General features: G+C 72.5%; 22 protein-coding genes and 1 pseudogene. 7 read left to right on the top strand and 16 right to left on the bottom strand.

What is annotated here, in order from left to right; all coding sequences use genetic code 11:
• The first annotated feature begins 101 nt into the window (after positions 1-101).
• The gene (locus ACZ5ON_RS11510) at positions 102-593 is read left to right on the top strand and encodes an SPW repeat protein (RefSeq protein ID WP_465589197.1); all 492 of its coding nucleotides are present in this window, start codon (positions 102-104) and stop codon (positions 591-593) included.
• A gap of 78 nt (positions 594-671) precedes the next feature.
• Here ACZ5ON_RS11510 and ACZ5ON_RS11505 read toward each other — a convergent pair whose 3' ends face one another.
• Positions 672-2066, bottom strand: a complete 1395-nt coding sequence (locus ACZ5ON_RS11505; protein ID WP_465589192.1) for a class II fumarate hydratase — start codon at positions 2064-2066, stop codon at positions 672-674.
• Positions 2067-2176: 110 nt separating this feature from the next.
• On the opposite strand from ACZ5ON_RS11505, the gene ACZ5ON_RS11500 reads away from it, so the two are divergent.
• The gene (locus ACZ5ON_RS11500) at positions 2177-2803 is read left to right on the top strand and encodes an aldo/keto reductase (protein WP_465589186.1); all 627 of its coding nucleotides are present in this window, start codon (positions 2177-2179) and stop codon (positions 2801-2803) included.
• Positions 2804-2896: 93 nt separating this feature from the next.
• On the top strand, positions 2897-3220 hold the full coding sequence (locus ACZ5ON_RS11495) for a hypothetical protein (protein WP_465589183.1): 324 nt from the start codon (positions 2897-2899) through the stop codon (positions 3218-3220).
• Positions 3221-3269: 49 nt separating this feature from the next.
• On the opposite strand, the gene ACZ5ON_RS11490 is transcribed toward ACZ5ON_RS11495, so the two are convergent.
• Entirely contained in the window at positions 3270-3500 is a 231-nt protein-coding gene (locus tag ACZ5ON_RS11490) for a hypothetical protein (RefSeq protein ID WP_465589181.1), read from the bottom strand.
• 232 nt (positions 3501-3732) lie between these two features.
• Between ACZ5ON_RS11490 and ACZ5ON_RS11485 the strand changes: the two genes are divergently transcribed.
• From ACZ5ON_RS11485 to ACZ5ON_RS11475, 3 genes are all read left to right on the top strand, one after another.
• Positions 3733-4914, top strand: coding sequence for an acyl-CoA dehydrogenase family protein (locus tag ACZ5ON_RS11485; RefSeq protein WP_465589178.1), 1182 nt, complete (start codon positions 3733-3735; stop codon positions 4912-4914).
• 331 nt (positions 4915-5245) lie between these two features.
• A complete protein-coding gene (locus ACZ5ON_RS11480) occupies positions 5246-5704 on the top strand; it encodes a hypothetical protein (protein ID WP_465589175.1) in 459 nt (152 codons plus the stop codon).
• Between the two features lie 103 nt (positions 5705-5807).
• Positions 5808-7097 carry a multidrug effflux MFS transporter gene (locus ACZ5ON_RS11475; protein ID WP_465589172.1) on the top strand — a complete coding sequence of 430 codons (1290 nt, stop codon included), beginning with the start codon at positions 5808-5810 and terminating at the stop codon, positions 7095-7097.
• A gap of 264 nt (positions 7098-7361) precedes the next feature.
• On the opposite strand, the gene ACZ5ON_RS11470 is transcribed toward ACZ5ON_RS11475, so the two are convergent.
• From ACZ5ON_RS11470 to ACZ5ON_RS11420, 11 genes and pseudogenes are all read right to left on the bottom strand, one after another.
• The gene (locus tag ACZ5ON_RS11470; protein ID WP_465589169.1) at positions 7362-9125 is read right to left on the bottom strand and encodes a glycosyl hydrolase family 18 protein; all 1764 of its coding nucleotides are present in this window, start codon (positions 9123-9125) and stop codon (positions 7362-7364) included.
• A gap of 279 nt (positions 9126-9404) precedes the next feature.
• The gene (locus tag ACZ5ON_RS11465) at positions 9405-10319 is read right to left on the bottom strand and encodes an ABC transporter substrate-binding protein (RefSeq protein ID WP_465589166.1); all 915 of its coding nucleotides are present in this window, start codon (positions 10317-10319) and stop codon (positions 9405-9407) included.
• Positions 10320-10395: 76 nt separating this feature from the next.
• On the bottom strand, positions 10396-11094 hold the full coding sequence (locus tag ACZ5ON_RS11460) for an ABC transporter permease (RefSeq protein ID WP_465589163.1): 699 nt from the start codon (positions 11092-11094) through the stop codon (positions 10396-10398).
• The gene (locus ACZ5ON_RS11455; protein ID WP_465589158.1) at positions 11091-11756 is read right to left on the bottom strand and encodes an ABC transporter permease; all 666 of its coding nucleotides are present in this window, start codon (positions 11754-11756) and stop codon (positions 11091-11093) included. Before ACZ5ON_RS11455 ends, ACZ5ON_RS11460 begins: the two co-directional genes overlap by 4 nt.
• Positions 11746-12834, bottom strand: coding sequence for an ABC transporter ATP-binding protein (locus tag ACZ5ON_RS11450; protein WP_465589153.1), 1089 nt, complete (start codon positions 12832-12834; stop codon positions 11746-11748). The genes ACZ5ON_RS11455 and ACZ5ON_RS11450 overlap by 11 nt, the downstream gene beginning before the upstream one ends.
• 260 nt (positions 12835-13094) lie before the next feature.
• Positions 13095-13463: pseudogene (locus ACZ5ON_RS11445) on the bottom strand (rhodanese-like domain-containing protein); the annotation flags it as partial.
• Positions 13457-13999 (bottom strand): cysteine dioxygenase, encoded by a 543-nt coding sequence (locus tag ACZ5ON_RS11440; protein WP_465589150.1) that lies wholly within the window; start codon positions 13997-13999, stop codon positions 13457-13459. The pseudogene ACZ5ON_RS11445 and the gene ACZ5ON_RS11440, both read right to left, overlap by 7 nt.
• Positions 14000-14456: 457 nt before the next feature.
• Entirely contained in the window at positions 14457-14699 is a 243-nt protein-coding gene (locus tag ACZ5ON_RS11435) for a hypothetical protein (protein ID WP_465589147.1), read from the bottom strand.
• The gene (locus ACZ5ON_RS11430) at positions 14696-15094 is read right to left on the bottom strand and encodes a hypothetical protein (RefSeq protein WP_465589144.1); all 399 of its coding nucleotides are present in this window, start codon (positions 15092-15094) and stop codon (positions 14696-14698) included. The genes ACZ5ON_RS11435 and ACZ5ON_RS11430 overlap by 4 nt, the downstream gene beginning before the upstream one ends.
• A 187-nt stretch (positions 15095-15281) precedes the next feature.
• A complete protein-coding gene (locus ACZ5ON_RS11425; RefSeq protein ID WP_465589141.1) occupies positions 15282-16754 on the bottom strand; it encodes a sensor histidine kinase in 1473 nt (490 codons plus the stop codon).
• Positions 16751-17560 carry a response regulator transcription factor gene (locus tag ACZ5ON_RS11420; RefSeq protein WP_465589138.1) on the bottom strand — a complete coding sequence of 270 codons (810 nt, stop codon included), beginning with the start codon at positions 17558-17560 and terminating at the stop codon, positions 16751-16753. Before ACZ5ON_RS11420 ends, ACZ5ON_RS11425 begins: the two co-directional genes overlap by 4 nt.
• Before the next feature lie 328 nt (positions 17561-17888).
• Between ACZ5ON_RS11420 and ACZ5ON_RS11415 the strand changes: the two genes are divergently transcribed.
• Positions 17889-18155, top strand: coding sequence for a GlsB/YeaQ/YmgE family stress response membrane protein (locus ACZ5ON_RS11415; protein WP_465589135.1), 267 nt, complete (start codon positions 17889-17891; stop codon positions 18153-18155).
• A gap of 58 nt (positions 18156-18213) precedes the next feature.
• Here the strand turns inward: ACZ5ON_RS11415 and ACZ5ON_RS11410 are convergent, their stop codons facing one another.
• From ACZ5ON_RS11410 to ACZ5ON_RS11400, 3 genes are all read right to left on the bottom strand, one after another.
• A complete protein-coding gene (locus tag ACZ5ON_RS11410) occupies positions 18214-19119 on the bottom strand; it encodes an ADP-ribosylglycohydrolase family protein (protein WP_465589132.1) in 906 nt (301 codons plus the stop codon).
• Positions 19120-19380: 261 nt separating this feature from the next.
• Positions 19381-19968 (bottom strand): TetR/AcrR family transcriptional regulator, encoded by a 588-nt coding sequence (locus ACZ5ON_RS11405; protein WP_465589129.1) that lies wholly within the window; start codon positions 19966-19968, stop codon positions 19381-19383.
• A gap of 67 nt (positions 19969-20035) precedes the next feature.
• Positions 20036-21043, bottom strand: a complete 1008-nt coding sequence (locus tag ACZ5ON_RS11400) for an aldo/keto reductase (RefSeq protein WP_465589126.1) — start codon at positions 21041-21043, stop codon at positions 20036-20038.
• Between the last annotated feature and the right edge of the window lie 167 nt (positions 21044-21210).

Here is a 21210-nt window from a genome sequence, read left to right as displayed (position 1 = left end):
GGTACGGCCGAGTGGTAAATCGGGACAAACCGTTATTCCTGCCACAAAATGGATAGTGGCCAGGCGGACCGGCCGTGGCCCAGAGCTAGGAGGTGGTCCCGGTGTCAACTCAGCTGCCGATGGGGATGGAGCACCATCCGGACATCCTGGAGTTGCATGAGCAGTCCGAAAGAGTCGTGGCGACACCGAGGGCGCAGAGCATCGAGGCGCTGGCGACTCTGGCCGGTCTGTTCCTGGCGGTGTCACCGTGGGTGGTCGGGTTTACCCCCCTGCACGCGCTCACCATCAACAACCTGGTGCTCGGTCTCGCCTTCGCGGTGTTGATTTCGGGCTTCGGCTCGGCCTACGAGCGGACCCACGCCCGGGCCTGGGCCGCCGCGGTGATCGGTGTTTGGACGATCATCGCTCCCTGGTCGATGGCCGGCCACGAAGCGATCATGCGGTCGATTCTCGCCAACGTGATCACCGGAGCGGTGATGCTCTGCCTCGCGCTCGCGGCCATCGCCGGCGCGCGGGCCCTGGGCGGCTTGAAGGCCGGACGTCAGCCCGGCCACACGGCCGCTCCGCGGGTGCCCAGGAGCGAGAGTCGGTGACGGCACCGGGGCAGCACGCGCGCGGGCCGGTCACCTCGGTGGCCGGCCCGCACGCCGTTCACACCCCGGGTGCGCGGGTCAAGGGCGGGTCATCCGCAGCACGTCCAGCGCCTCGTCCAGTTGAGCCTCGGTCAGTCGGCCGTCCGCCAGGTAGCCGCGCTCCACCACCACCTGCCGGATGGTCTTGCGCTCGGCCAGTGCCTGCTTGGCCACCTTGGCGGCCTCCTCGTAGCCGATGTAGCGGTTCAGCGGGGTCACCACGGAGGGTGAGGACTCGGCGTACTCGCGGGCCCGTTCGACGTTGGCGGTGATGCCGTCCACCGCCCGGTCGGCCAGCAGCCGGGCGCTGTTGGCCAGCAGCCGGATCGACTCCAGTAGGTTGCGGGCGATCACCGGGAGCATGACGTTCAGCTCGAAGTTGCCGCCGGCGCCCGCGACGGTGACCGTCCCGTCGTTGCCGATCACCTGGGCCGCGACCATCAGCACCACCTCGGGCAGCACGGGGTTGACCTTCCCCGGCATGATCGAGGAACCCGGCTGGAGATCCGGCAGGTTGATCTCGCCGAGGCCCGTCCGCGGGCCGGAACCCATCCAGCGCAGATCGTTGGCGATCTTCGTGAAGCCGACCGCGATGGTGCGCAGCTGGCCGCTCAGCTCCACCAGGCCGTCCCGGGCACCCTGGGCCTCGAAGTGGTTGCGCGCCTCGGTCAGCGGCATCCCGGTGGCCCGGGCGACCTCGGCGATCACGGCGGCGGAGAACCCGGGCGGGGTGTTGATGCCGGTGCCGACGGCCGTCCCGCCCAGCGGCAGCTCGGCCACCCGGGGCAGGGTCGCGGCCAGCCGTTCGATCCCGTACCGCACCTGCGCCGCGTAGCCGCCGAACTCCTGGCCCAGGGTGACCGGGGTGGCGTCCATCAGGTGGGTGCGGCCCGACTTGACCACCTCCGCGAACTCGGCGGACTTGCGCTCCAGCGCCGCCGCGAGCTGCTCCAGGGCCGGGATCAGGTCGCCGGTGACGGCCGCCGTCGCGGCGATGTGGATCGAGGAGGGGAAGACGTCGTTCGAGGACTGGCTGGCGTTGACGTGGTCGTTGGGGTGCACCGGGTGGCCCAGGCGCTCGCCGGCCAGGGTGGCGATCACCTCGTTGGCGTTCATGTTGGAGGACGTACCGGAACCGGTCTGGAACACGTCCACCGGGAACTGGTCGTCCCACCGCCCCGCGGCGACCTCGCAGGCCGCCTCCTGGATCGCCTTCGCCGTCGGCAGGTCCAGCACACCGAGCTCGGCGTTGACCTTGGCGGCGGCCGCCTTGATCAGCGCCAGGGCCTCGACATGGGCGCGCTCCAGGCGCTGGCCGGACACCGGGAAGTTCTCCACCGCCCGCTGTGTCTGCGCCTGCCACTTCGCCGCGGCCGGGACTCGGACCTCGCCCATCGAGTCGTGCTCGACGCGGTACTCCTGCTCGCCACCCATGGTGGGACACCTCCCTGATTGCCGGCTTCTGATCATGAGAGCCTCCGGACGGGCCCAGGTATTTCCGCGCGGCCGGTCGTACCGCGGCGGAGCCCCGCCGCCCGGCGAGCGTGTACTACCAGCACCGGATCGATCCGCAGGTGCCGATCGAGGAGACCGTCGGCGCCATGGCGGAGCTGGTCGCGGAGGGCAAGGTCCGCCATCTGGGGCTGTCCGAGGCGAGCCCCGAGGAACTGGAGCGGGCGGCGGCCACCCACCCGATCAGCGCGGTCCAGTACGAGTGGCCGCTGTGGTGGCGCGACATCGAGGACGACGTGCTGCCCACCGCGCGCCGGCTGGGCATCGGCCTGGTCCCGTACAGTCCGCTCGGCCGGGGCTTCCCGGCGGGGGCCGTCAGCCCCGACTCCCTCCAGCCCGGCGACTTCCGGCTCGTCGACCCGCGCTTCCAGGGCGGCAGCCTGGAGCACAACCGGGCGATGTCCGCCGAGGTCGGCCAGCTCGCCGCGGAGCGCGAGGTGTCGCCGGCTCAGCTCGTCCTCGCCTGGCTGCTGGCGCAGGGCAGCGACGTGGTGCCGATCCCCGGGACGAGGCGGGCCGCCCGGATCACCGAGAACGCCGCCGCCGCGGACCTCGTGCTGTCCGTCGCCGACCTGGACCACCTGGACCAGGCCGTCCCCCGGTCGGCCTGGTCGGGCGACCGCCAGTCCTTCGCGGCCTACAGCACCACCCGGAGCTGAGACCCGGCCTGCTCCCCGGTCGCCCGGACCCGCTCCCGGCCCGCATGGCCGCGACGTGAGGCGGAGCGGGCTGCCGGGGTGCAGCATGGCGGCATGACCGAGAGAACCGATCCGGCGGTCCGCTACGAGGAGATCGCCGAGGAACTGGCGCCGCTCGGAGCCACCCGCTCCCAGATGTTCGGCATGCCCTGTCTGAAGGATGCCGACGGCAAGGCCTTCGCCGGCCTCCACCGGAGTGAGCTGGTCTGCCGGTTGGGCCACGGCACTCCCGCGCAGGCCGAGGCGCTGCACCTGCCGGGGGCGCACTTCTTCGATCCGATGGGCGGCCGGCCGATGCGGGACTGGGTGTGCATCCCGGTCGCCTCGGCCGGCCACTGGGACAACTTCGCCGAAGCGGCCCTCGGCGCCCGGCGCTGAGCACGCCGGGAGCGCCGTCGGCCGTCCGGGTGCCCGAACATCCTCGATGTCAGCCGTGGTACCTGGCGACGATCTTCGTGAACGCGTACCGCGACCGGCCGATCCCCGGCTTCTGCGCGCTGCCCCAACCCAGGTACTCGTAGGGGGCGTTGAGGCCGATCGGGTCGGTGGCCGCAGGGGTCGCCGCCTGGCCGGCCGGGGCGAGTGCGAGGGTGCCGCCGGCCAGTGCGGCAGTGATCGCCAGGGTGAGGAGCGGGCGGAGCGGAGCACGTGAGCGCATGGGTCACCATCCGGGAGTCCGTCGGGCCTGTCGGTCGCACATCAGGAAGGTTTCCCAACAGTGCAAGGAAGCGAAGCAGTTGGTCGTGACCGCATCAAGAGTCCGCGCCGGAAGGGGTGATGGCGCGATCGCGGGTGTGGGCAGCGTCTCGTACCCTCCTCGCGCGCCCGTGCGCGATACTCGTCGCCGTGGCCCACCCAGCCGCGCCCCCGCACCGTCCCGAGGAGCCCGAATGGCAACGACCCCTGCCCGCCTGGATCCGGCCGACCTGCTCTCCGTCGGCGAGCTGCTGACCGACGAGGAGCGGCTGATCCGGGACACGGTACGGAAGTTCGCCGACGAGCGGATCCGGCCGTACGTGGGCGACTGGTTCGAGCGCGGCGTCTTCCCGGCCCGCGAACTCGCCCCGGAACTGGGCGAGCTGGGCGTGCTCGGCATGCACCTGGACGGCTACGGCTGCACCGGCTCCTCCGCGGTCGCCTACGGCGTCGCCTGCATGGAACTGGAGGCCGCCGACTCGGGGCTGCGCAGCTTCGTCTCGGTCCAGGGCTCGCTCGCCATGCGCTCCATCCACGCCTTCGGCTCCGAGGAGCAGAAGCAGCAGTGGCTGCCGGCGCTGGCCACCGGACGCGCGATCGGCTGCTTCGCCCTCACCGAACCGGACTTCGGCTCCGACCCGGTCAACATGCGGACCAGGGCCCGCCGCAAGGGCGGTGACTGGGTGCTCTCGGGCAGCAAGATGTGGATCACCAACGGCAGCATCTCGGACGTCGCCGTCGTCTGGGCACAGACCGAGGAGGGCGTCCGGGGCTTCCTGGTCCCGAAGGGCACCCCCGGGTTCACGGCCCGCGATGTGCACGGCAAGCTCTCGCTGCGTGCCTCGGTGACCAGCGAACTGGTGCTGGACGAGGTCGTGTTGCCCGCCGATGCGGTGCTCGCGGGTGTACAGGGGCTGCGCGGCCCGCTCTCCTCGCTGAACGAGGCCCGGTACGGCATCCTCTGGGGCACCGTCGGCGCGGCCCGCGACTGCTACACCACAGCACTGGACTACGCGAAGAGCCGGATCCAGTTCGAGCGCCCGATCGCGGCCTTCCAACTCACCCAGCAGAAGCTGGTGGAGATGATGCTGGAGGTCGAGAAGGCGTACCTGGTCGCCGTCCGGATCGGACGCCTCAAGGACGCCGGGCAGTGCCGGCCCGCACACATCAGCTTCGGCAAGCTCAACAACGTCCGCACCGCCCTGGAGATCGCCCGCAGCGCCCGCACCATCCTGGGCGCCAACGGCATCACCGTGGAGTACCCGGTGCTCCGGCACGCCAACAACCTGGAGTCCGTACTCACCTACGAGGGCACCTCCGAGATCCACACCCTGGTGCTCGGCGAGGCGATCACCGGCGAGGCGGCCTACCGCTGACGCGGGTCAGCGTCAAAACCGCACTGGTCCGGCAGCCTGGGCGGCCAGGCGCGCCACCCCGCCACATCGTCGGCCCGATCGAGGTCGTCCACGAGTTCCGGCCCGCCGACTGAACCGTCCGCGGCGCGCGGGAACGGAGTGCCGTCGGCGGTCCGTCACCCTGGGTCCGGGGCGGAGCCGGTGATCGGCGGCCGATCGGGGGGTTGTCCCAGCGGTGGGTACGCCCGAAGGTGGAGGGCGGTCGGTACCTGATGCCGATCGTCGCGGGCACCGGCGGCGGTCAGGATGGAGTGGTAGGGACAGACGGGAACGAGAACCGAGGTTCGTCATCATGGGTTTCGCGGGGAAGGCCTTCGTGGGCGTCATAGCCGCCGGAGGTGTGGCGATCGGGGCCGTCATGCTGGTGCCCAAGGCCGGCGAGCTGCGGGAGAACATGCACCGCCAGGAGGCCGCGTACCCCACCGGAAGTGCGGCGAAGGCCGACCGCAAGTCGATGCCCGCCTGGCTGCCGGACGGCGCGACCAGGGTCTCCTACCTGATGTCCACCACCGGTGGCGACCGCCTGCTGAAGGCCTCGCTGCCCGACGGGAAGCTGCCCGCGGGCTGCAGCAACGGCACCCCCCAGGGAGCGGTGCGCCTCAAGGCGTCCTGGTTCCCCGGCGACATACCCGCCAGGGCGACGGCTCGTTGCGGTCTCTACAACGTGGCCCTGGTCGGCCATGAGCTGTACGGCTGGCAGGACGACGCGGTCGTCGTCGCGGCCCGCAAGGCGGGACAGGCCGCCGACTGACTCTTGGATTATGTGACGTTCACTCAAGTAGACTGGAGTACGAACAGTCCGACATCTCATCGCTGCGGGTGGGGGCGTACCCGACCCACCGCAGAGGAGGCCCATGCCAGGCCCGACCTTGGGCGCCACCGGTGACCAGTCGTCCGATGCCTCCGGAGCCGCCACCAGCGAGACCGCGCCCACCGACCCGCTGGGCGGGGCGCCGAGCCGGGGCGCCGTGGTCGTCCTCGGTGGACTGGCCGCGTTGGGGCCGCTCACCACCGACCTCTATCTGCCCGCCCTGCCCGCGCTCACCTCCGACCTCGGCTCCACCGCGACCACCGCGCAACTCACCCTCACCGGCTCGATGTTCGGTATGGCGGCGGGTCAGCTGCTGTTCGGGCCGCTCAGCGACCGGCTCGGCCGGCGGCCTCCGCTGCTGGTCGGCATGGCCATCTACACCCTGGCCACCGTGGTCTGCGCACTGGCCGGTTCGGTACCGCTGCTGATCGCCGGACGGGCCCTGCAGGGACTCGGCGGGGCCGCCGGTCTGGTGATCGCCAGGGCCGTCGCCCGCGACCGGTACGAGGGGGTGGCGATGATCCGCTTCATGGCCACCCTCGGCGTGATATCCGGTCTCGCCCCGATCCTGGCTCCCGTCCTCGGCGCCCAGTTGCTGCACCTCACCAACTGGCGCGGCACCTTCGTCGCCCTCGCCCTGGTCGGCGCGCTGCTCACCCTCGGTTCCGCGCTGGCGCTGCGCGAGTCGCTGCCGCCCGAGCGCCGCCACACCGACGGCATCGGCAGCACGGTCCGCGCCATCGGTGGACTGCTGCGCGACCGGCACTTCCTCGGCTACCTGCTCACCAGCACCTTCGCCTTCGGCGCGCTCTTCGTCTACGTCAGCGGTTCCTCCTCGGTGCTGCAGAGCGAGTACGCCATCTCGCCGCAGATGTACAGCCTGGTCTTCGCCACCAACTCCGTTGCGGTGGTGGGCTCCACCCAGCTGAACGGCCGACTGCTGGTACGGAAGCTGCCGGCGCCCACCCTGATGCTGCTCGGGCTCTGCGGCGCCGGGACGGCGGGCGCGGCGATCGTCCTCACCACCGGTGTCTGGCACCTGGGCCTGCCCGGGGTGTGGCCCGCACTCTTCCTGCTGATGGCCAGCATGGGCATCCTGGTGCCCAACTCCAACGCCCAGGCGCTGACCATGGCCCCGCACGCGGCTGGCTCGGCCTCCGCGCTGATCGGCACCGGCACCTTCCTGTGCGCCGCCGTCGTCGCTCCGCTCAGCAGCGCGGGCGGCCGGCCCTCGGCGCTGCTGCTCGGCGTGGTGGTGCTGGGCTGTGCGGTGCTCGCCACCGCCTGCTACGTCACGCTCTGCAGTCCGTGGCGGAAGAAGGAGCCGGCGTAGCGTCAGCGGGACTCGCCGCGCCCCGGCAGCTGCTCGCGGACGTACGAGCGAGGTCCGGCCCGGCCGCGGTGACGTCCGAGGCGTTCCCGCCCGGCTTGAGGGTGCCGGACACCGTGTAGTACGTGTAACGGCCGACCCCGCCATGGGTGTTGGCGCAGCCAGCGGAGGTGCAGTAGGCGATCGATCCGTCGTTCACCAGGCCGGAGGCTGTTCCCCGGCGCGCTTGCGCGATCGAGAACCCGAAGGGCTGCTCCAGCAGCGCCCTTACGCGATCGAGAAGTCGTCTCCGTGGACGCTGCCCTGGCCGTACCAGCCGTGCACGTAGACGGTGACCTTACCGGTGGAGCCGGTGGTGAACGGGACGGTCAGCCTGATCCAGCCGCTCGCCGAGGCCCAGGTGCCGGCGGTGGCGTCGCCGCTGACGCCGAGGTAGGCGTAGTTGCCCTGGACCCAACCTGTCAGCGTGTACTGGGTGTTGGGGGACAGCGTGACGGTCTGGCCGCACTCGCCGGTCTGGTTCGGGCCGGCCGCCGCCGAGAGCGCGTAGCTGCCGGAGTGCACCGGGGCGGTGACCACCGCGCCGCCGCTCTGGCAGGCCCACGGGCTGAGGCTGCCGCTCTCCAGGTCGCCGTTGGCCAGGCCCTTGGCCCCGCCACCGGAGCCGGTCACGGTCAGCGTGTAGGTGGCGCTGTGGGTGCCGGAGGCCGCGTCGCCGGTGATGGTGAGCGGATAGGTCCCGGGCGCCACCACCGAGGGGGTGGAGATGTCGAGCGTGGCGCTGTCCCCGGCGTTCACCGGGCTCGGGCTGACGCTGGCGGTGACCCCGGCGGGCGCGCCGCTCACGCCGAGGGTGACGGACTGCGCCGAGCCGGCCGTGACGGCGGTGGTGACGCTGCTGCGCAGACTGCCGCCCGGCGTGACCGAACCGGCGGCGGGGGATAGCCCCACCGAGAAGTCGTTGGTCACCGGTCCGCTGCCGCCGCCGCTGAACGGCGCGAAGACATGGGTGAAGTCCCAGGGGTGCTGGCTGATCCCGGAGCAGCTGTCGCTGCCGGCGGTGCCGACGCAGCCGCCGTTGTCGCGCTGCAGCGCCCAGAACGAGAGGGTGTTGATGCCCTTGGCGACGGCCCAGTCGTAGACGTTGGCGGCGTCGGCGGTGGTGAAGGTCTCGGCCGCGCCGAAGTCGTCGATGCCCGGCATGTCGGTGACCCCGATCGATCCCCACAGCTGTGCGGCCGTCCGGCCCGGGTAGAGCTCGGCCAGCTGGTCGTGGAGTCCGGTCGCCGCGCTCTGGGTGTCGTTGCCCATGTCGTGCGAGGCGTTGTCGTAGTAGTCGAACGTCATGATGTTGACGACGTCGATCCGCGCGTTGTTCTGCACCGCGTTGCGCAGCACGTTCAGCCCGCCGGCCGCCAGTCCACCGGTGGTGGTCGGCAGGGTGTAGGAGAACTGGATGCTGCGGCCGTTCGAGGCGGCCCAGTCCTCGACCAGTTTGACCGCCTTGTTGCGGCGGTCGATCCCGGCGGCGTCGGTCAGCGAGTTGTCCTCGATGTCGAGGTCGATCCGGCTGACGTCGTAGGCGGTGATGACGGACTCGAAGGCGCCGGCGACGGCGTTCACGTCGGCGCAGCTGTCAGCGATCTCGGTGCCGGTGTTGTCGGCCGTGTAGCCGCCGAAGGACGGGATCACGTCTCCGCCGGCCGCCCTGATGGCGGCGATGTCGGCGCCGAACTGAGCCGGGGCGATGGGCATCGAGGTGTCGCCGTTCCAGTACGGGGTGCAACTGCCCTTGCCGGCCGCCTGGATGAACGCCATGGTCAGGTACTTGGCGCCGGACTGGCTCGCCAGCTTCGCCGGGCTGTCCCCGGTCCACGCCTCGAAGTACGGGGCGAAGACGTGCTGCGGCAGCGGGGTGGCGGCCGGGGTGGCCGCGTGGGCGGCGGTGCCGCCCACGACGGTCAGCCCGACCGTGGCGGCCAGGCCGGCACAGCCGGCCAGCAGTGCACGGATGGATCTGTTCAGGCGCATGGATGCTCCAACAGACGTGAAGGTGATGACCGTTCGCCCGGGTGTGGGCACGACGGTGCCTGACGCGGGCCCCGCAGGGGTGGTGCGGCGTGCGGAGGGAGCGCACGGCCGGCCGGTGTTCACAGCCCCGCAGTGCATCCCGGTCGGAACTACATCGCCTATGTTTGGTCTGGACCACTTGGCTGTCAAGGCATCTGACGCCCGGTCGGCACCTGGTCCCGGAGAACGGCGGGGCCCCGCACCTCGGGAATCGGAGGTGCGGGGCCCGGCCGGGTGCGGTCAGCCCAGGCCGTTGGACTTCAGCCAGTCCTTGGCCACCGTCGAGGGGTCCTCCTTGTCGACGGAGACCCGCTTCATCATGGTGGTCAGGCCCGGGGTGTCGAGCTTGGCCGAGACGGCGTTCAGGGCGCCGGTGGCGGTGGCGTCCAGACCGGCCTTGTTGACCAGTGGGGTGACGTTCTGCGAGCTGAAGAGGTTCTTCGGGTCGGTCAGCGAGACCAGCTTGAACTGGACGATCTTCGGGTCGGTGGTGAAGACGTTGCCGACCTGGATCGAGCCGTCCTTGAGCGCGTTGGCGGTGGTGTCCCCGGTGGGCTTCCACTCCTTGAAGGTGAGCCCGTAGACGTCCTTGAACTGCTGCTCGCGGCGGGACTTGAACTCCGGTGGCCCGCCGATGGTGAACTCGCCGGCCTTGCCGGCCAGGTCGGCGATGCTCTTCAACTGGTACTTGTCGGCGGTCTCCTGGGTGACGTTCAGCGAGTCCTTGTCCTCGGCCGCGGCCGAGTCGAGGATCCCCAGCGTGCTCGGCAGCACCTGCTGCAGCGCGGCGTTGACCGCCTCGGTGCCGGTGGCGGTGTTCTTGGCGTCCAGGTAGCCGAGGAGCGCGCCGTTGTACTCGGGCAGGACGGTCAGGCTGCCGTTCTTCAGCTGGCCGTAGAGCACCTCGCGGCTGCCGATGTTGAACTTCTCCTCGACCTTGACGCCCTTGGCCTTCAGCGCCTGCGAGTAGATCGAGGCCAGCAGGACGTTCTCCGGGAAGTTCGCCGAGCCGACCACCACGGTCTTCCCGCCGCCTGACGAGCCCGATGAATTGGCCGAGGAGTCCAGCGGGTTGCCGCTGCCGGAGGAGGAGCAGGCCGCCGCACCGAGCAGCAGGCCAACGGCGGTGACGGTCCTGAGCAGACGGGTGGTCATGGGGTCCCTTTCGTGGTCCCGCGGCCGGGCGCGGCGCGGGGGGTGGTCCGGTGGACGAGCTGGCCGCCGGGCGGCCTCACGAGCTGTGCGCGACGGTGGCACCGGCCGCACGCTGGGCACGCACGCCGCGCGGCAGCGCGTACCGGATCAGGCCGGCGAACAGCAGCTGGGTGGCGACGGCGAGCAGTACGACCAGCAGTGCGCCGCCCAGGGTGGCCGGGAAGTCGCGGGTGGCCAGGCCGTCGATGACGTACCGGCCGAGTCCGCCGAGGCCGACGTACGCGGCGACGGTGGCGGTGGCGATCACCTGGACGGCCGCCGTGCGCAGGCCGGCGAGGACGGCGGGCAGCGCACCCGGCAGACAGACCTGCCAGAGCACCTGGCGGCCCGTCATGCCGATGCCGAGCGCGGCGTCCCGCAGTTCGGGGTCGGTGCCCCGGATGCCCTCGACCGTGGCGACCAGCACCGGCGGTGCGGCCAGTGCGACCAGCGGGAGCAGGATGGCGGTGTCGCCGACCCCGCCGACCAGTACGGTGAGCGTGACCAGGCCGAGGGTGGGCAGGGCGCGGGCGATGCCGGTGAGCGCGGTCACGGCGACGGCACCGCGCCCGGTGTAGCCGATGAGCAGGCCGAGCGGGATCGCCAGCAGCGCCGCGTACAGCAGGGCCTCGCCGGAGAAGGCGAGGTGCTCGGCGACCCGGTGGGTGATCGCGTTGGGCCCGCTCTGCCGGTCGGGCGCGGTGAAGAAGGTGTGCAGCCAGCCGATCCAGTTCATCGGGCGGCCCCCGTCCGGACGGCCCAGGGCGCCAGCAGTCGCCGGGCCAGGATCAGCAGCAGGTCGGTGGCCAGGGCGAGCGCGGCGATCAGCACGATGCCGGCCACGATCGGGGTCGGGAAGGTGCGCTGGAAACCGTCGATGAACAGGTAGCCGAGGCCGCCCCGGCCGATCAGCGCGCCGACCGCCGCCAGCGAGATGCTGGACACCGCGGCGACCCGCAGCCCGGCCATCAGGTACGGGACGGTGGCCGGGAGTTCGACGGCGGACAGCCGGTGCCAGGGGCCGTAGCCCATGGCGGTCGCCGCCTGCCGCACGGAGTCCGGCACCGAGCGCAGCCCGTCCACGGCGGTGGGCAGCAGTACGGCGAGCGCGTAGAAGGTGAGCGGCACCATCACGGTGGCCCGGGTGGCCAGCCCGGTGTACGGGATCAGCACCACGAAGACCGCGAGCGAGGGCAGCGCGTACACCACGTTGAAGACGGCGGAGAGCGGCTGGTAGATGCGGGGGAAGCGAGCACAGGCGAGGCTCAGCGGAACGGCGATCAGCAGCGCGATCAGCACCGGGACCAGGGAGATCACCGCATGGTCGAGGGTGAGGTCGCGCAGGTAGCCGAGGTGGTCCCCGATCCAGTACCAGCGGACCAGGGGTTCACCGTCCATCGGTGCTCACCGGACCTCGGCTGCTCCCGGGCTCCGGAGCCGTAGGGGCGCCGGTCAGTGCGGCGAGGACCGCCGCCCGGTCGGCGGTGCCGACCGCCCGGCCGTTCGCGTCGACGGCGACGACCGCGCCGGCCGGGGAGAGGACGGCGGCGTCCAGCGCACCGCGCAGGGTGTCGGTTCCGGGGTGGAAGACCGGTGCGGGGTGAGGCTCCTCATCCGGCCGGTCGAGGTCGACCCAGCCGGTCGGCCGACCGTCCGCGTCCAGCCGCAGCTCCCAGTCGCCCTGCCGGGTGCCCTCGCCGAGTGGACGGACGGCGACCGTGCGAGCCGGGAGCAGCCCGAGGCCGCGCAGCCCGCGGTCGCGGCCCAGGAAGGCGGCCACGCCCTCGTCGGCCGGTTCGGTCAACAGGGTGTGCGGGTCGGTGAGTTGGGCGATGCGACCCCGCTCGCGCAGTACCGCCACCTGGTCGCCGAGCCGGACGGCCTCCTCGATGTCGTGTGTGACGAACAGTACGGTCTTGTTCAACTCGCTCTGCAGACGGAGCAGTTCGTCCTGAAGTCCGGCGCGGACCACCGGGTCGACCGCACTGAACGGCTCGTCCATCAGCAGCACCGGAGGGTCGGCCGCCAGCGCTCGGGCCACGCCGACCCGCTGCTGCTGGCCGCCGGAGAGCTGGAAGGGGTAGCGCTTGGCCAGTTCGGGCGCCAGGCCCACGAGTTCGAGCAGCTCGGCGGCTCGGGCGCGGGCCTTCTTGCGGTCCCAGCCGAGCAGGTAGGGGACGGTGGCGATGTTGTCGATGACGCGGCGGTGCGGGAAGAGCCCGGCCTGCTGGATCACATAGCCGATGCCCCGGCGCAGCTTGGCGGCGGGCAGCTGGGAGACGTCGGTGCCGTCCAGCAGCACCCGTCCCGCGGTCGGCTCGACCATGCGGTTGACCATCCGCAGGATCGTGGTCTTGCCGCAGCCGGAGGGTCCGACCAGCACCGTGGTGCGGCCGGCAGGTATGTCCAGGTCGAGGCCCTCGACGGCGATCGTGCCGTCGGGGTGGCGCTTGGCGGCGCCGTCGAATCTGATCACGAAAGGATCCTAGCTTCGGCGCCCGGGCGCCGTTCGGTTCTTGGAACGGATGTCAGAACACGGCAGAGCGCGTCCGACTCGAACTGATCTTCGGATCGTCACGGCTTTCCCCGTCCTTCGCGGGTGCAAACCTCACCGCCCTGTCACGCATTCCCGCCGGGCCGCAGCGGAGGAGCGGTCCGGTGCTCCGGGCCCTCGGCAGCGGTCAGGCACGGAGGAGCGGTCCGGTGCTCCGGGCCCTCGGTCGCCCCGGGCACGGTCGGCAGGCCCGCGGCGGCCCAGGCGAGGAAACCGCCGTCCAGGTCGGTCGCCCGGTACAGCCCCAGCTCGCGCAGGCCGGCGGCGGCCAGGCTGGACGCGTAGCCCTCCGAGCAGAGCACGATCACCGCCAGCCCGTGCCCGGTCGCCTCCGGCACGCGGTGACCGCTCGTCGGATCCAGCCGCCACTCCAGTACGTTCCGCTCGATCACCAGCGCACCGGGGATGCCGCCCTCACGCGCACGCTGCGCCGCCGGGCGGATGTCCACCAGCAGTGCGCCCGCGGCGGCCGCGCGGTACGCCTCCAGCGGGCCCGGCCGGTGCACCCCGGCCCGCGCGCGCTCGACCAGCTCGTCAACCGTGGTCACCACTGCTCCGGCCCCTCCTGGGCGGTGCGCGCCAGGCCCTCGGCGCGCAGCTCGTACCGGGACATCGACGCCAGCGGCGGCGAGTACGCGTGGATGGTCACCGCCGGTCCACCGCCGGTGTTCCGGACGTCGTGCAGGTACTCGGGACCGAAGGACCGGGCCGTGCCCGGGGCCAGCCGCCGGATCAGCAGTCCCTGCCCGGGCCCGCCCAGTGACAGCTCCTCCAACTCTCCCAGCGTCACCACGAAGGCGCCGCGCGAACCGCCGTGGTCGTGGAAGCCGGTGGACTGGCCCGGCAGCCAGCTGATCAGCCAGACCTCGTGATCCTCGGTGAGCACCAGCCGTTCGTACCAGCGGTCCTCGGCGGACAGCCGGACCCGGGGCAGCCAGCGGTCGGGCTGCCCGGCGAGCTCCCGGACGATCTCGCGCAGGGCGTTCGGGGAGAGCGGGACGGGTGGGGAGGGTTGGGCGTTCTGGGGGAGCTGGGCGTTCGGGACGGGCGGCGCCACGGCGGGCGCGGGGGCGAGGTCAAGGCTCATGGGGCATCCTCGGGTAGGCCGAAGGAGCCTGCCGGACACGGCACACGGAGAAGCGCGGACCCGTGCGGTAGGCAGGAGGAGAGCGAAGGGGGAGCGAGGCGGGAGCGCGGCTCAGGCCCTGGCGGACGTCACAGGGCGGGGAGACGGGTCAGCGGGCACACATGTCGCTCGCCTGGCGTCGCAGATCGACGTGCAGGCGGCAGACCAGGGTGGTGCCGGTGTCCATGGGCTGATCGTCGCGGAGCCGGGGCCGACGCGTCAAGCGCGGACCGCCTGGTGGTCGCCTCGCCGCGCCCCCCGCCGCCCGCGCGGCGGAGCCCGGGCTCGTAGCCGAGCGCGCGGCCGGGTTCGGGCCCGCACCCGGAAGCGGCCGGCCTGCCCCGGGGGAGACGGGGCAGGCCGGCCGGAGGAGGCCGCGTGAACGCGGTGCCGGATCGGCGCTCGGCGTCGCGCGGGCTCAGTTGTCCTTGGTCGCGTCCGCGTCCGCCTGGGCGGCGGCGCTCTCCGCGGCGTCAACCTTCTGCTGCATGTCCTTCAGCTGGGGGTCCGCGCCGCCGTCCGACGCCCCGTCCGTCGGCGCCGACGTCACCGTGGCCGCCGGCGCGGGCGCGGCGCCGGTCGGTCCGCAGGCCGTGAGCAGCGGTGCCGAGCCGAGCACCAGCGCGGCCAGCAGGGTGGCGGCGGAGCGGCGTACGGTCACTGGCCCGCCGCCGTACCGTGGCCGTGCGCCTCGCACCAGGTCGCCACGGACTTGAGGTCCGTCTGCCGGGTCTGCAGGTTCGGCAGCAGGCTCTTGCGGTAGGCGAGTCGGTCGCCCAGGTACTTCTCGATCTCGGTGTGGCCGGCCGACTTGGCGTTGTCCACCCGCTGCTCCATCCGGGCGATCGAACCGGGCACGGTGGCGTCACCGTTCAGCCGGGTGATCGCGGCGGTGAGCCGCTTCTCGGTCTGCGGCAGGCGCTTGCAGACGGCCACCGCACCGTCCCCCTTCGGGGCCGGCTTGGTCGCCGCCTGGGCGGGAGCGGCGGCGGCGAACAGGGCGCCGGCCAGGGCGAGCGCGCCGAGTGCGGCGGTGGCCTTGCGGTTCGGGAACATGGCTGAATCTCCTCCAGTGCCACGAGACGCCGGCCCTTCGCGGACCGGCCGGACCGGAAGGTAGCGGCGGTTCTTGTGGATTCCCTGTGAGCCGGATCCTGGCGGCGGCCGGTACCGGGAACGCCCCGGCCGGGCTCGGTGTCCGGGTCGGGCTGGGCGGCGGCCGGTACCGGGAACGACGTCCTGGTCAGACCCCGGCGTGTGGATCCGAGCCGCGGTCCTGCCCCGAGAGCCAGTCGCGGCGGAGGGGGAGGCGCGGGGGCGTGGCGTCGGTGGCGGGCAGTGGCAGACGGACCTCGAACCGGCAGCCCGCGCCCTGGGGCGGTGTCCCGACCGAAACCGTGCCCCGGTGCAGCGCCACCTGCTGCGCGACCAGGGTCAGCCCGAGTCCCGAGCCCGGGCTGCCCGGCCTGCGGTGGAACCGGGCGAAGACCCTGTCCCGCTCGTCGGACGGGACGCCCGGCCCGCCGTCGTCCACCGTGAGCACCGCGAACTGGCCTTCGGCGCGCAGCCGTACCGCGATCCGTACCGTGGAATCAGCCGAACGGCCGTGTACCGCCGCGTTGTTGAGCAGGTTGACCAGCAGGATGCGCAGTCCCGCCTCCCAGCCGAAGAACCGGAGCTCGGCCGGCAGCTCGCAGGAGAGTTCGGCCTGCGGGCTGAGCCGTGCCGTCTCGCCCGCCACCGCGTCCGTCAACTCGGCCAGGTCCAGCGGGCCGAACGCGGTCAGCTCGACCAGGTCGCCCTGGGCCAGGGCGCGTAGCGCGGTCAGCAGGTCCAGCAGCCGGGCGTGTTCGCTCCGCAGGTCGCCCAGCACCTCGTCGCGTTCCTCGGCCGGCAGGTCGGGGTGCGCGGCCAGCACGTCCAGGTTGGTGCGCATGCTCATCAGCGGGGTGCGCAGTTCGTGCGAGGCCGCGGAGGAGAACGACCGCGCGGTGTCCAGCGCCTGGGCCGTACGGCCCGCCTGCTCCTCGTAGCGGGCGAGCAACCCGGCGATGGAGAGCGCCAGTTCGTCCACCTCGGCGACACCGGAGTGCTGGGTGGCGAAACCGGCCGCGCCCGCTCCCGGGTCCAGCTCGCCCGCCCGGCGGCTGAGCCGGCGCAGCGAGGCGGTGGTCCGGTCGGCGATGGCGTAGGCCAGCAGGCCGGAGACCGGTGCGGTGACCAGGGCGGCCAGTAGCACCCGCCGGCGCACCGCCGCGAGTTCGGTCTCGGTGGCCGAGGCCGGGGTCAGCAGCCAGAGCGTTCCAGGGGCCGAGCCGTCCATCGGTACGGCCAGGACCCGCCAGGCGCGCGCCCTTTCCCGGATGGTGACCGGAGTGTCCCCGGTCGCCCGGGGCAGCCGCACCGGGGCGGCGGGCTGCGGGCCGCCGGTCAGGAGCACCGTGCCGTCCGCCGCCGCCACCCGGATCCCCGCGTCGAGGGTGTCCGCGAGCACCCTGCGGTGCCGGTTCTGCTCGGCCTGGGGCCGGCCGCCCTGGTCGGCGGCGAGCAGTGCCTTCACGTCCGGCTTCACCAGCGCGGCCCGGTCCTGGAGCCGGGTGTCCTGCTGGTGCCGCAGGTCGCGGCCGACCAGCCCCAGCACCAGCAGCCCGGCGGCCAGCACCAGCAGCGGCACCATGACGGTCACCGAGAGCGCGATCCGGGTCGAGAGCCTCATCGGCCGACCGCCGGCCCGGTGCCGTCGGCCTGGCCGGTGCCGTCCGGCGGCGGTGCGGCCGGGCGGCCGGGTTCTTCGGGGACGTCGCTCGGCGGGCGCAGGACGAAACCGACGCCGCGGACGGTGTGGATCAGCCGAGGCCGTCCACCCGCCTCCAGCTTGCGGCGCAGATAGCTGATGAAGGTGTCCACCGCGTCGGTCCGCACCTCGAAGTCGTAGCCCCAGACCCGGTCGAGCAACTGGTCCCTGGTGAGCACCAGGCCGGAGTTCCGCACCAGTTGCACCAGCAGCTCGAACTCCCTTCGGGTGAGCTGGAGTTCGACGCCATCGCGGAAGACCTGCCTGGTGGCGGGATCGACGGTCAGCGGTCCGGCGCGGAGCACCTCCGGTCGCGGCGGTTCGGCCGGCCCGGCCGTGGGCACCGGCGCCCGGCGGCGGAGCAGCGCCCTGATCCGCAGGACCAGCTCCTCCAGGGCGAACGGCTTCACCAGGTAGTCGTCCGCCCCGGCCTGGAGCCCGGCGACCCGGTCCGTCACCTCGTCCAGCGCCGAGAGCATCAGCACGGGCGTGTCGTCGCCCCCGGCCCGCAGCGCCCGACACACCTCGATCCCGCTGAGGCCCGGCATCGAGACGTCCAGCACCACGACGTCCGGCGCGGACCCCGCCCCCGCCCCGGTCAGCAAGCGCATCGCCCCGGGTCCGTCCTCGGCGACCAGCACCGTGAAGCCGCTCAGCCGCAGTCCGCGCTCCAGCGAGCGGCGGATGGCGGCGTCGTCGTCCGCGATCAGTACCCGTCCGGTGGCCATGGCCTCGCCCTCCTCCTCGCCTGCCCGTCCGCGGCTGCCGGGTGGCGGCCGCTCGTGCGCGGCCGCTCCGGGCGCCCGACCCTCTCATGCTTCCCGTGGGCGATCGGGCCCGGGGTGGGGTCCGAGCCCGGGGCGGGGCTCGGGTCCGGGACCGTTCCTGGGACGGGGCGAGGGGTCTGGCCCGGGGCTGGGGCCCCGGGTGCGGTGAGTGCGGTGGTCCGGGACGGTCCAGCGGGAACGGGGTGGCGGGAACCGGCCGGCGGCCGGACGCGTCCTCGCTGGCAGTAAGGCTGCGTCTGAGCGGCGTGGCGAAGGGTTGGAGAGACGTATGGGATTCATCAGCTGGATCATCCTCGGCCTGCTGGCCGGGGCTATCGCGAAAATCCTGCTTCCCGGACGTGACCCGGGCGGCCTCATCGGTACCACCCTGATCGGTATCGCCGGTTCCTTCGTGGGCGGTTGGCTCTCAGCGACCTTCCTGCACCGGTCGGTGGCCAGGCACTTCTACGACCCCGCCACCTGGGGCGCGGCGATCGCGGGTTCGCTGGTGCTGCTGATCGCCTACCGGCTGCTCTTCGGCAACTCCCGCGACTGACGTAAGGTGGTGGGTCCGCGCTGGCGTGGACCCACCACCCTGTCGGCCGATCACCGGATCACGCCGCCGGGACCCAGTCGGGCAGTTCCTGCTGCGCCGCGGTCCAGCTCGGCGGTACCTCGGCCAGCCCGGTGCGGGCGGCGACCACGCCGGCCGCGATGGCGCAGGTGGTGTCCATGTCGCCCCAGCCGCCGAGGGTGTCCCAGATCGCCTCCGGCAGCGAGTCCAACTGCCCCGCCGCGCACCAGAGTGCGAACGGCACGGTGTCCTGCGCGGAGATCTGCAGCCCGGAGCCGAGCACGCTCGCGGCATGCCGGATGGAGGTACCCGCCGGGAACCGGGCCGCGATCCGCAGGCCCGAGCGCACATCGGAATCCGGCAGCAACTCGGCGACCCTGACCAGCAGTTCGACCCGGTCGGGTGCCGCTTCGCCCCGGCTGCGGGCCGCGAAGGCCGCCGCGAGCGCGACCGCCACCGCTCCCGCGGCCGCCTCCGGGTTGAAGTGCGTGGTGAGCGCGGAGAGTTCGGCCTGCTCGGCGACCCGGTCCAGGTCGTCGGCGAACCAGGCGCCCAGCGGCGCGACCCGCATCGCCGCGCCGTTGCCGTGCGAGCCCTGGCCGCCGAACATCGACGAGGTGATGGCCTGCCAGTCACCGCCCTCGTGGATCTGCCGCAGCACCTGGTGCATCGACGGCCCGTACTTGCGCGCCGGGTCGTCGGTGTAGGCCTCTGCGAACGCCCGCGCCAGCTCCGACTGCCTGACCTCGCCGTACTGGAGCAGGTGCTGGAAGAGGACCAGCGCCATCGCGGTGTCGTCCGTCCAGTGCCACGGCGCCTCGCGGACCATCCGGGCGGCGAGTCGGGCGTCAGCCTCGCTGTTGTCCACGCTGAACCAGCGGTCGCCGAAGGCGTCGCCGAGGGCCAGGCCCCGCAGACTGTCGAGGGCCGACCGGGGAGCAAGCACGTCGTCCTCCGTGTGAGATCAACTTGGTGGGGGACATCGTGCCCGCTTGACCCGGCCGTGCGCGACTGGATTCCGGACGGGCATGGGCCACGCCAGGTGCGGGGCAGGGGCGGGCGGAGCCGCGTCGGGCGCAGGGCGGTGTCGGGCGGAGCCGCGTCGGGCGCAGGGCCGTGCCAGGCGCAGGCGCGGGCCTGCCGAGCACTGGCTCCTGGCCGCTCGGGGCCGGTACGAGCGTGCGGGTACCGGCGCCGACGCGGGGTGTCAGCGCGAGCGCAGGCCGGTGAGGAGCAGGTTCCAGAGGGCCTCGAAGTCGGTCTCGCACTTCGGGTCGGCCCACTCGGCGGCGTGTACCGGGTCGTGGAAGTGGGCGGTGGCCTGGAAGACGGCGCGTGCGGCCGTGGCCACGTGGGTCGGGCGGAACTCGCCCTGGTGGATGCCGTCCTGGATGATCGTGGCGATCTGGGTGGTGAGCGTCTCGATGTGCGCCTCGACGGTGGCCGAGAGCTCGTTGACCAGCGTCATGTAGGTCGCGAACAGCTCGGGATCGTCCAGCGCCTTCTTGCGCTTGGCGGCGAACAGCGTCGCCAGCCAGCGGTGCAGGCGCTCCACGGCCGGGCCGCGCTCCCCGGTGATCGCCGCCAGGGCGTGGTGCGCCTGGTCCAGCCAGCGCTGGGTGACCGCCTCGCGGAGCGCGGCCTTGCTGGGGAAGTGCCGGTAGACACTGCCGTGGCTGACGCCGAGCGTGCGGGCGATGTCCACCACGGTGGCCTTGGCCGGACCGAACCGCCGCAGGACGTCCTCCGCCGCGCTCAGGATCTGCTCGGGAGTGAGTGCGCTGTCCGTGGTCACGGCGGGGTACGTCCTTCAGTGCGGTGGCGGTCCGGCGTGGCTCGCCGCGGTACGGGTCTGACCGGTGTCAGTGCTCGCTGTCGAGGTGGGCCATCTGTGCGGCAGCGTACCTGTCGCCGGCGGCCGCACCGGCCGGGACCGCTGCCTCGATGGCGGCGAGGTCGGCCGCGGTCAGCGTGACGTCCAGCGCACCGATGGCCTCGGCCAGGCGGTCCCGGCGGCGGGCGCCGACCAGCGGCACGATGTCCGAACCGCGCGAGGCGACCCAGGCGATGGCTACCTGGGCCACGGTGGCGCCCTTGGCCTCGGCGATCGCCCGCAGCGCCTCCACCAGGCGGAGGTTGTGGGTGAGGTTCTCACCCTGGAAGCGCGGGCTGTGGCCGCGGAAGTCGGCCGGACTCATCTCACGGTCGCTGGTCCAGTGGCCGCTGAGCAGGCCGCGGGAGAGCACGCCGTACGCGGTGATGCCGATGTTCAGAGCGCGCGCGACGGGCAGCACCTCGGCCTCCAGAGCGCGGGAGAGCAGCGAGTACTCGATCTGCAGGTCGCTGATCGGGTGGACCGCGGCGGCCCGGCGCAGGGTCTCAGAGCCGACCTCGGACAGGCCGATGTGGCGGACGTAGCCGGCCTCGACCAGCTCGGCGATGGCGCCGACCGTCTCCTCGATCGGCACGTTCGGGTCCAGCCGGGCGGGGCGATAGACGTCGATGTGGTCGGTGCCCAGGCGGCGCAGCGTGTACGCCAGGGCCGTCTTGGTGGCGGCGGGGCTGGTGTCGATGCCGAGCCAGCTGCCGTCCGGGCCGCGCTGGGCGCCGAACTTGACGCTGATCTCGACGTCCTCGCGGTTGCGGCCGCGAAGCGCCTCGCGGATCAGCAGCTCGTTGTGGCCCATGCCGTAGAAGTCGCCGGTGTCCAGCAGGGTGATCCCGGCGTCCATTGCGGCGTGGATGGTGGCGATGCTCTCGGCCTCGTCGGCGGGGCCGTAGAGGTCTGACATGCCCATGAGGCCAAGGCCCAGGGCGGAGGTGGCGAAGGAGCTCGCGCCGAGGGTGGCGCGGGTGGGGGTGGTGCTCACGGAGTCTGCTCCTGGAGGTGCGGAGGGGGGTGTGGGCGCGATGTACGAGTGCGGATGCGGATCGGATGCGGGCGGAAGTCCGCCTGTGGTATCGACTATGGCATGTCGGATGACAGATTTCAATATCTGTCATCCGACATCTGACAGTCGTTATCGGCTATCGGTCA

The organism is Kitasatospora sp. NPDC032150 (assembly GCF_055579945.1).
Note: the sequence above shows the minus strand (reverse complement) of the source record. Positions and strands in the feature narration are given on the sequence as shown.

What these genes read in the sequence shown, in the direction of transcription:
- ACZ5ON_RS11430 (WP_465589144.1), bottom strand. Translation starts at nt 15,094, where the DNA reads ATGTTCCCGAACCGCAAGGCCACCGCCGCACTCGGCGCGCTCGCCCTG.
- ACZ5ON_RS11470 (WP_465589169.1), bottom strand. Translation starts at nt 9,125, where the DNA reads ATGCGCCTGAACAGATCCATCCGTGCACTGCTGGCCGGCTGTGCCGGC.
- ACZ5ON_RS11425 (WP_465589141.1), bottom strand. Translation starts at nt 16,754, where the DNA reads ATGAGGCTCTCGACCCGGATCGCGCTCTCGGTGACCGTCATGGTGCCG.
- ACZ5ON_RS11465 (WP_465589166.1), bottom strand. Translation starts at nt 10,319, where the DNA reads ATGACCACCCGTCTGCTCAGGACCGTCACCGCCGTTGGCCTGCTGCTC.
- ACZ5ON_RS11420 (WP_465589138.1), bottom strand. Translation starts at nt 17,560, where the DNA reads ATGGCCACCGGACGGGTACTGATCGCGGACGACGACGCCGCCATCCGC.
- ACZ5ON_RS11475 (WP_465589172.1), top strand. Translation starts at nt 5,808, where the DNA reads ATGCCAGGCCCGACCTTGGGCGCCACCGGTGACCAGTCGTCCGATGCC.
- ACZ5ON_RS11455 (WP_465589158.1), bottom strand. Translation starts at nt 11,756, where the DNA reads ATGGACGGTGAACCCCTGGTCCGCTGGTACTGGATCGGGGACCACCTC.
- ACZ5ON_RS11460 (WP_465589163.1), bottom strand. Translation starts at nt 11,094, where the DNA reads ATGAACTGGATCGGCTGGCTGCACACCTTCTTCACCGCGCCCGACCGG.
- ACZ5ON_RS11495 (WP_465589183.1), top strand. Translation starts at nt 2,897, where the DNA reads ATGACCGAGAGAACCGATCCGGCGGTCCGCTACGAGGAGATCGCCGAG.
- ACZ5ON_RS11490 (WP_465589181.1), bottom strand. Translation starts at nt 3,500, where the DNA reads ATGCGCTCACGTGCTCCGCTCCGCCCGCTCCTCACCCTGGCGATCACT.
- ACZ5ON_RS11480 (WP_465589175.1), top strand. Translation starts at nt 5,246, where the DNA reads ATGGGTTTCGCGGGGAAGGCCTTCGTGGGCGTCATAGCCGCCGGAGGT.
- ACZ5ON_RS11505 (WP_465589192.1), bottom strand. Translation starts at nt 2,066, where the DNA reads ATGGGTGGCGAGCAGGAGTACCGCGTCGAGCACGACTCGATGGGCGAG.
- ACZ5ON_RS11415 (WP_465589135.1), top strand. Translation starts at nt 17,889, where the DNA reads ATGGGATTCATCAGCTGGATCATCCTCGGCCTGCTGGCCGGGGCTATC.
- ACZ5ON_RS11485 (WP_465589178.1), top strand. Translation starts at nt 3,733, where the DNA reads ATGGCAACGACCCCTGCCCGCCTGGATCCGGCCGACCTGCTCTCCGTC.
- ACZ5ON_RS11440 (WP_465589150.1), bottom strand. Translation starts at nt 13,999, where the DNA reads ATGAGCCTTGACCTCGCCCCCGCGCCCGCCGTGGCGCCGCCCGTCCCG.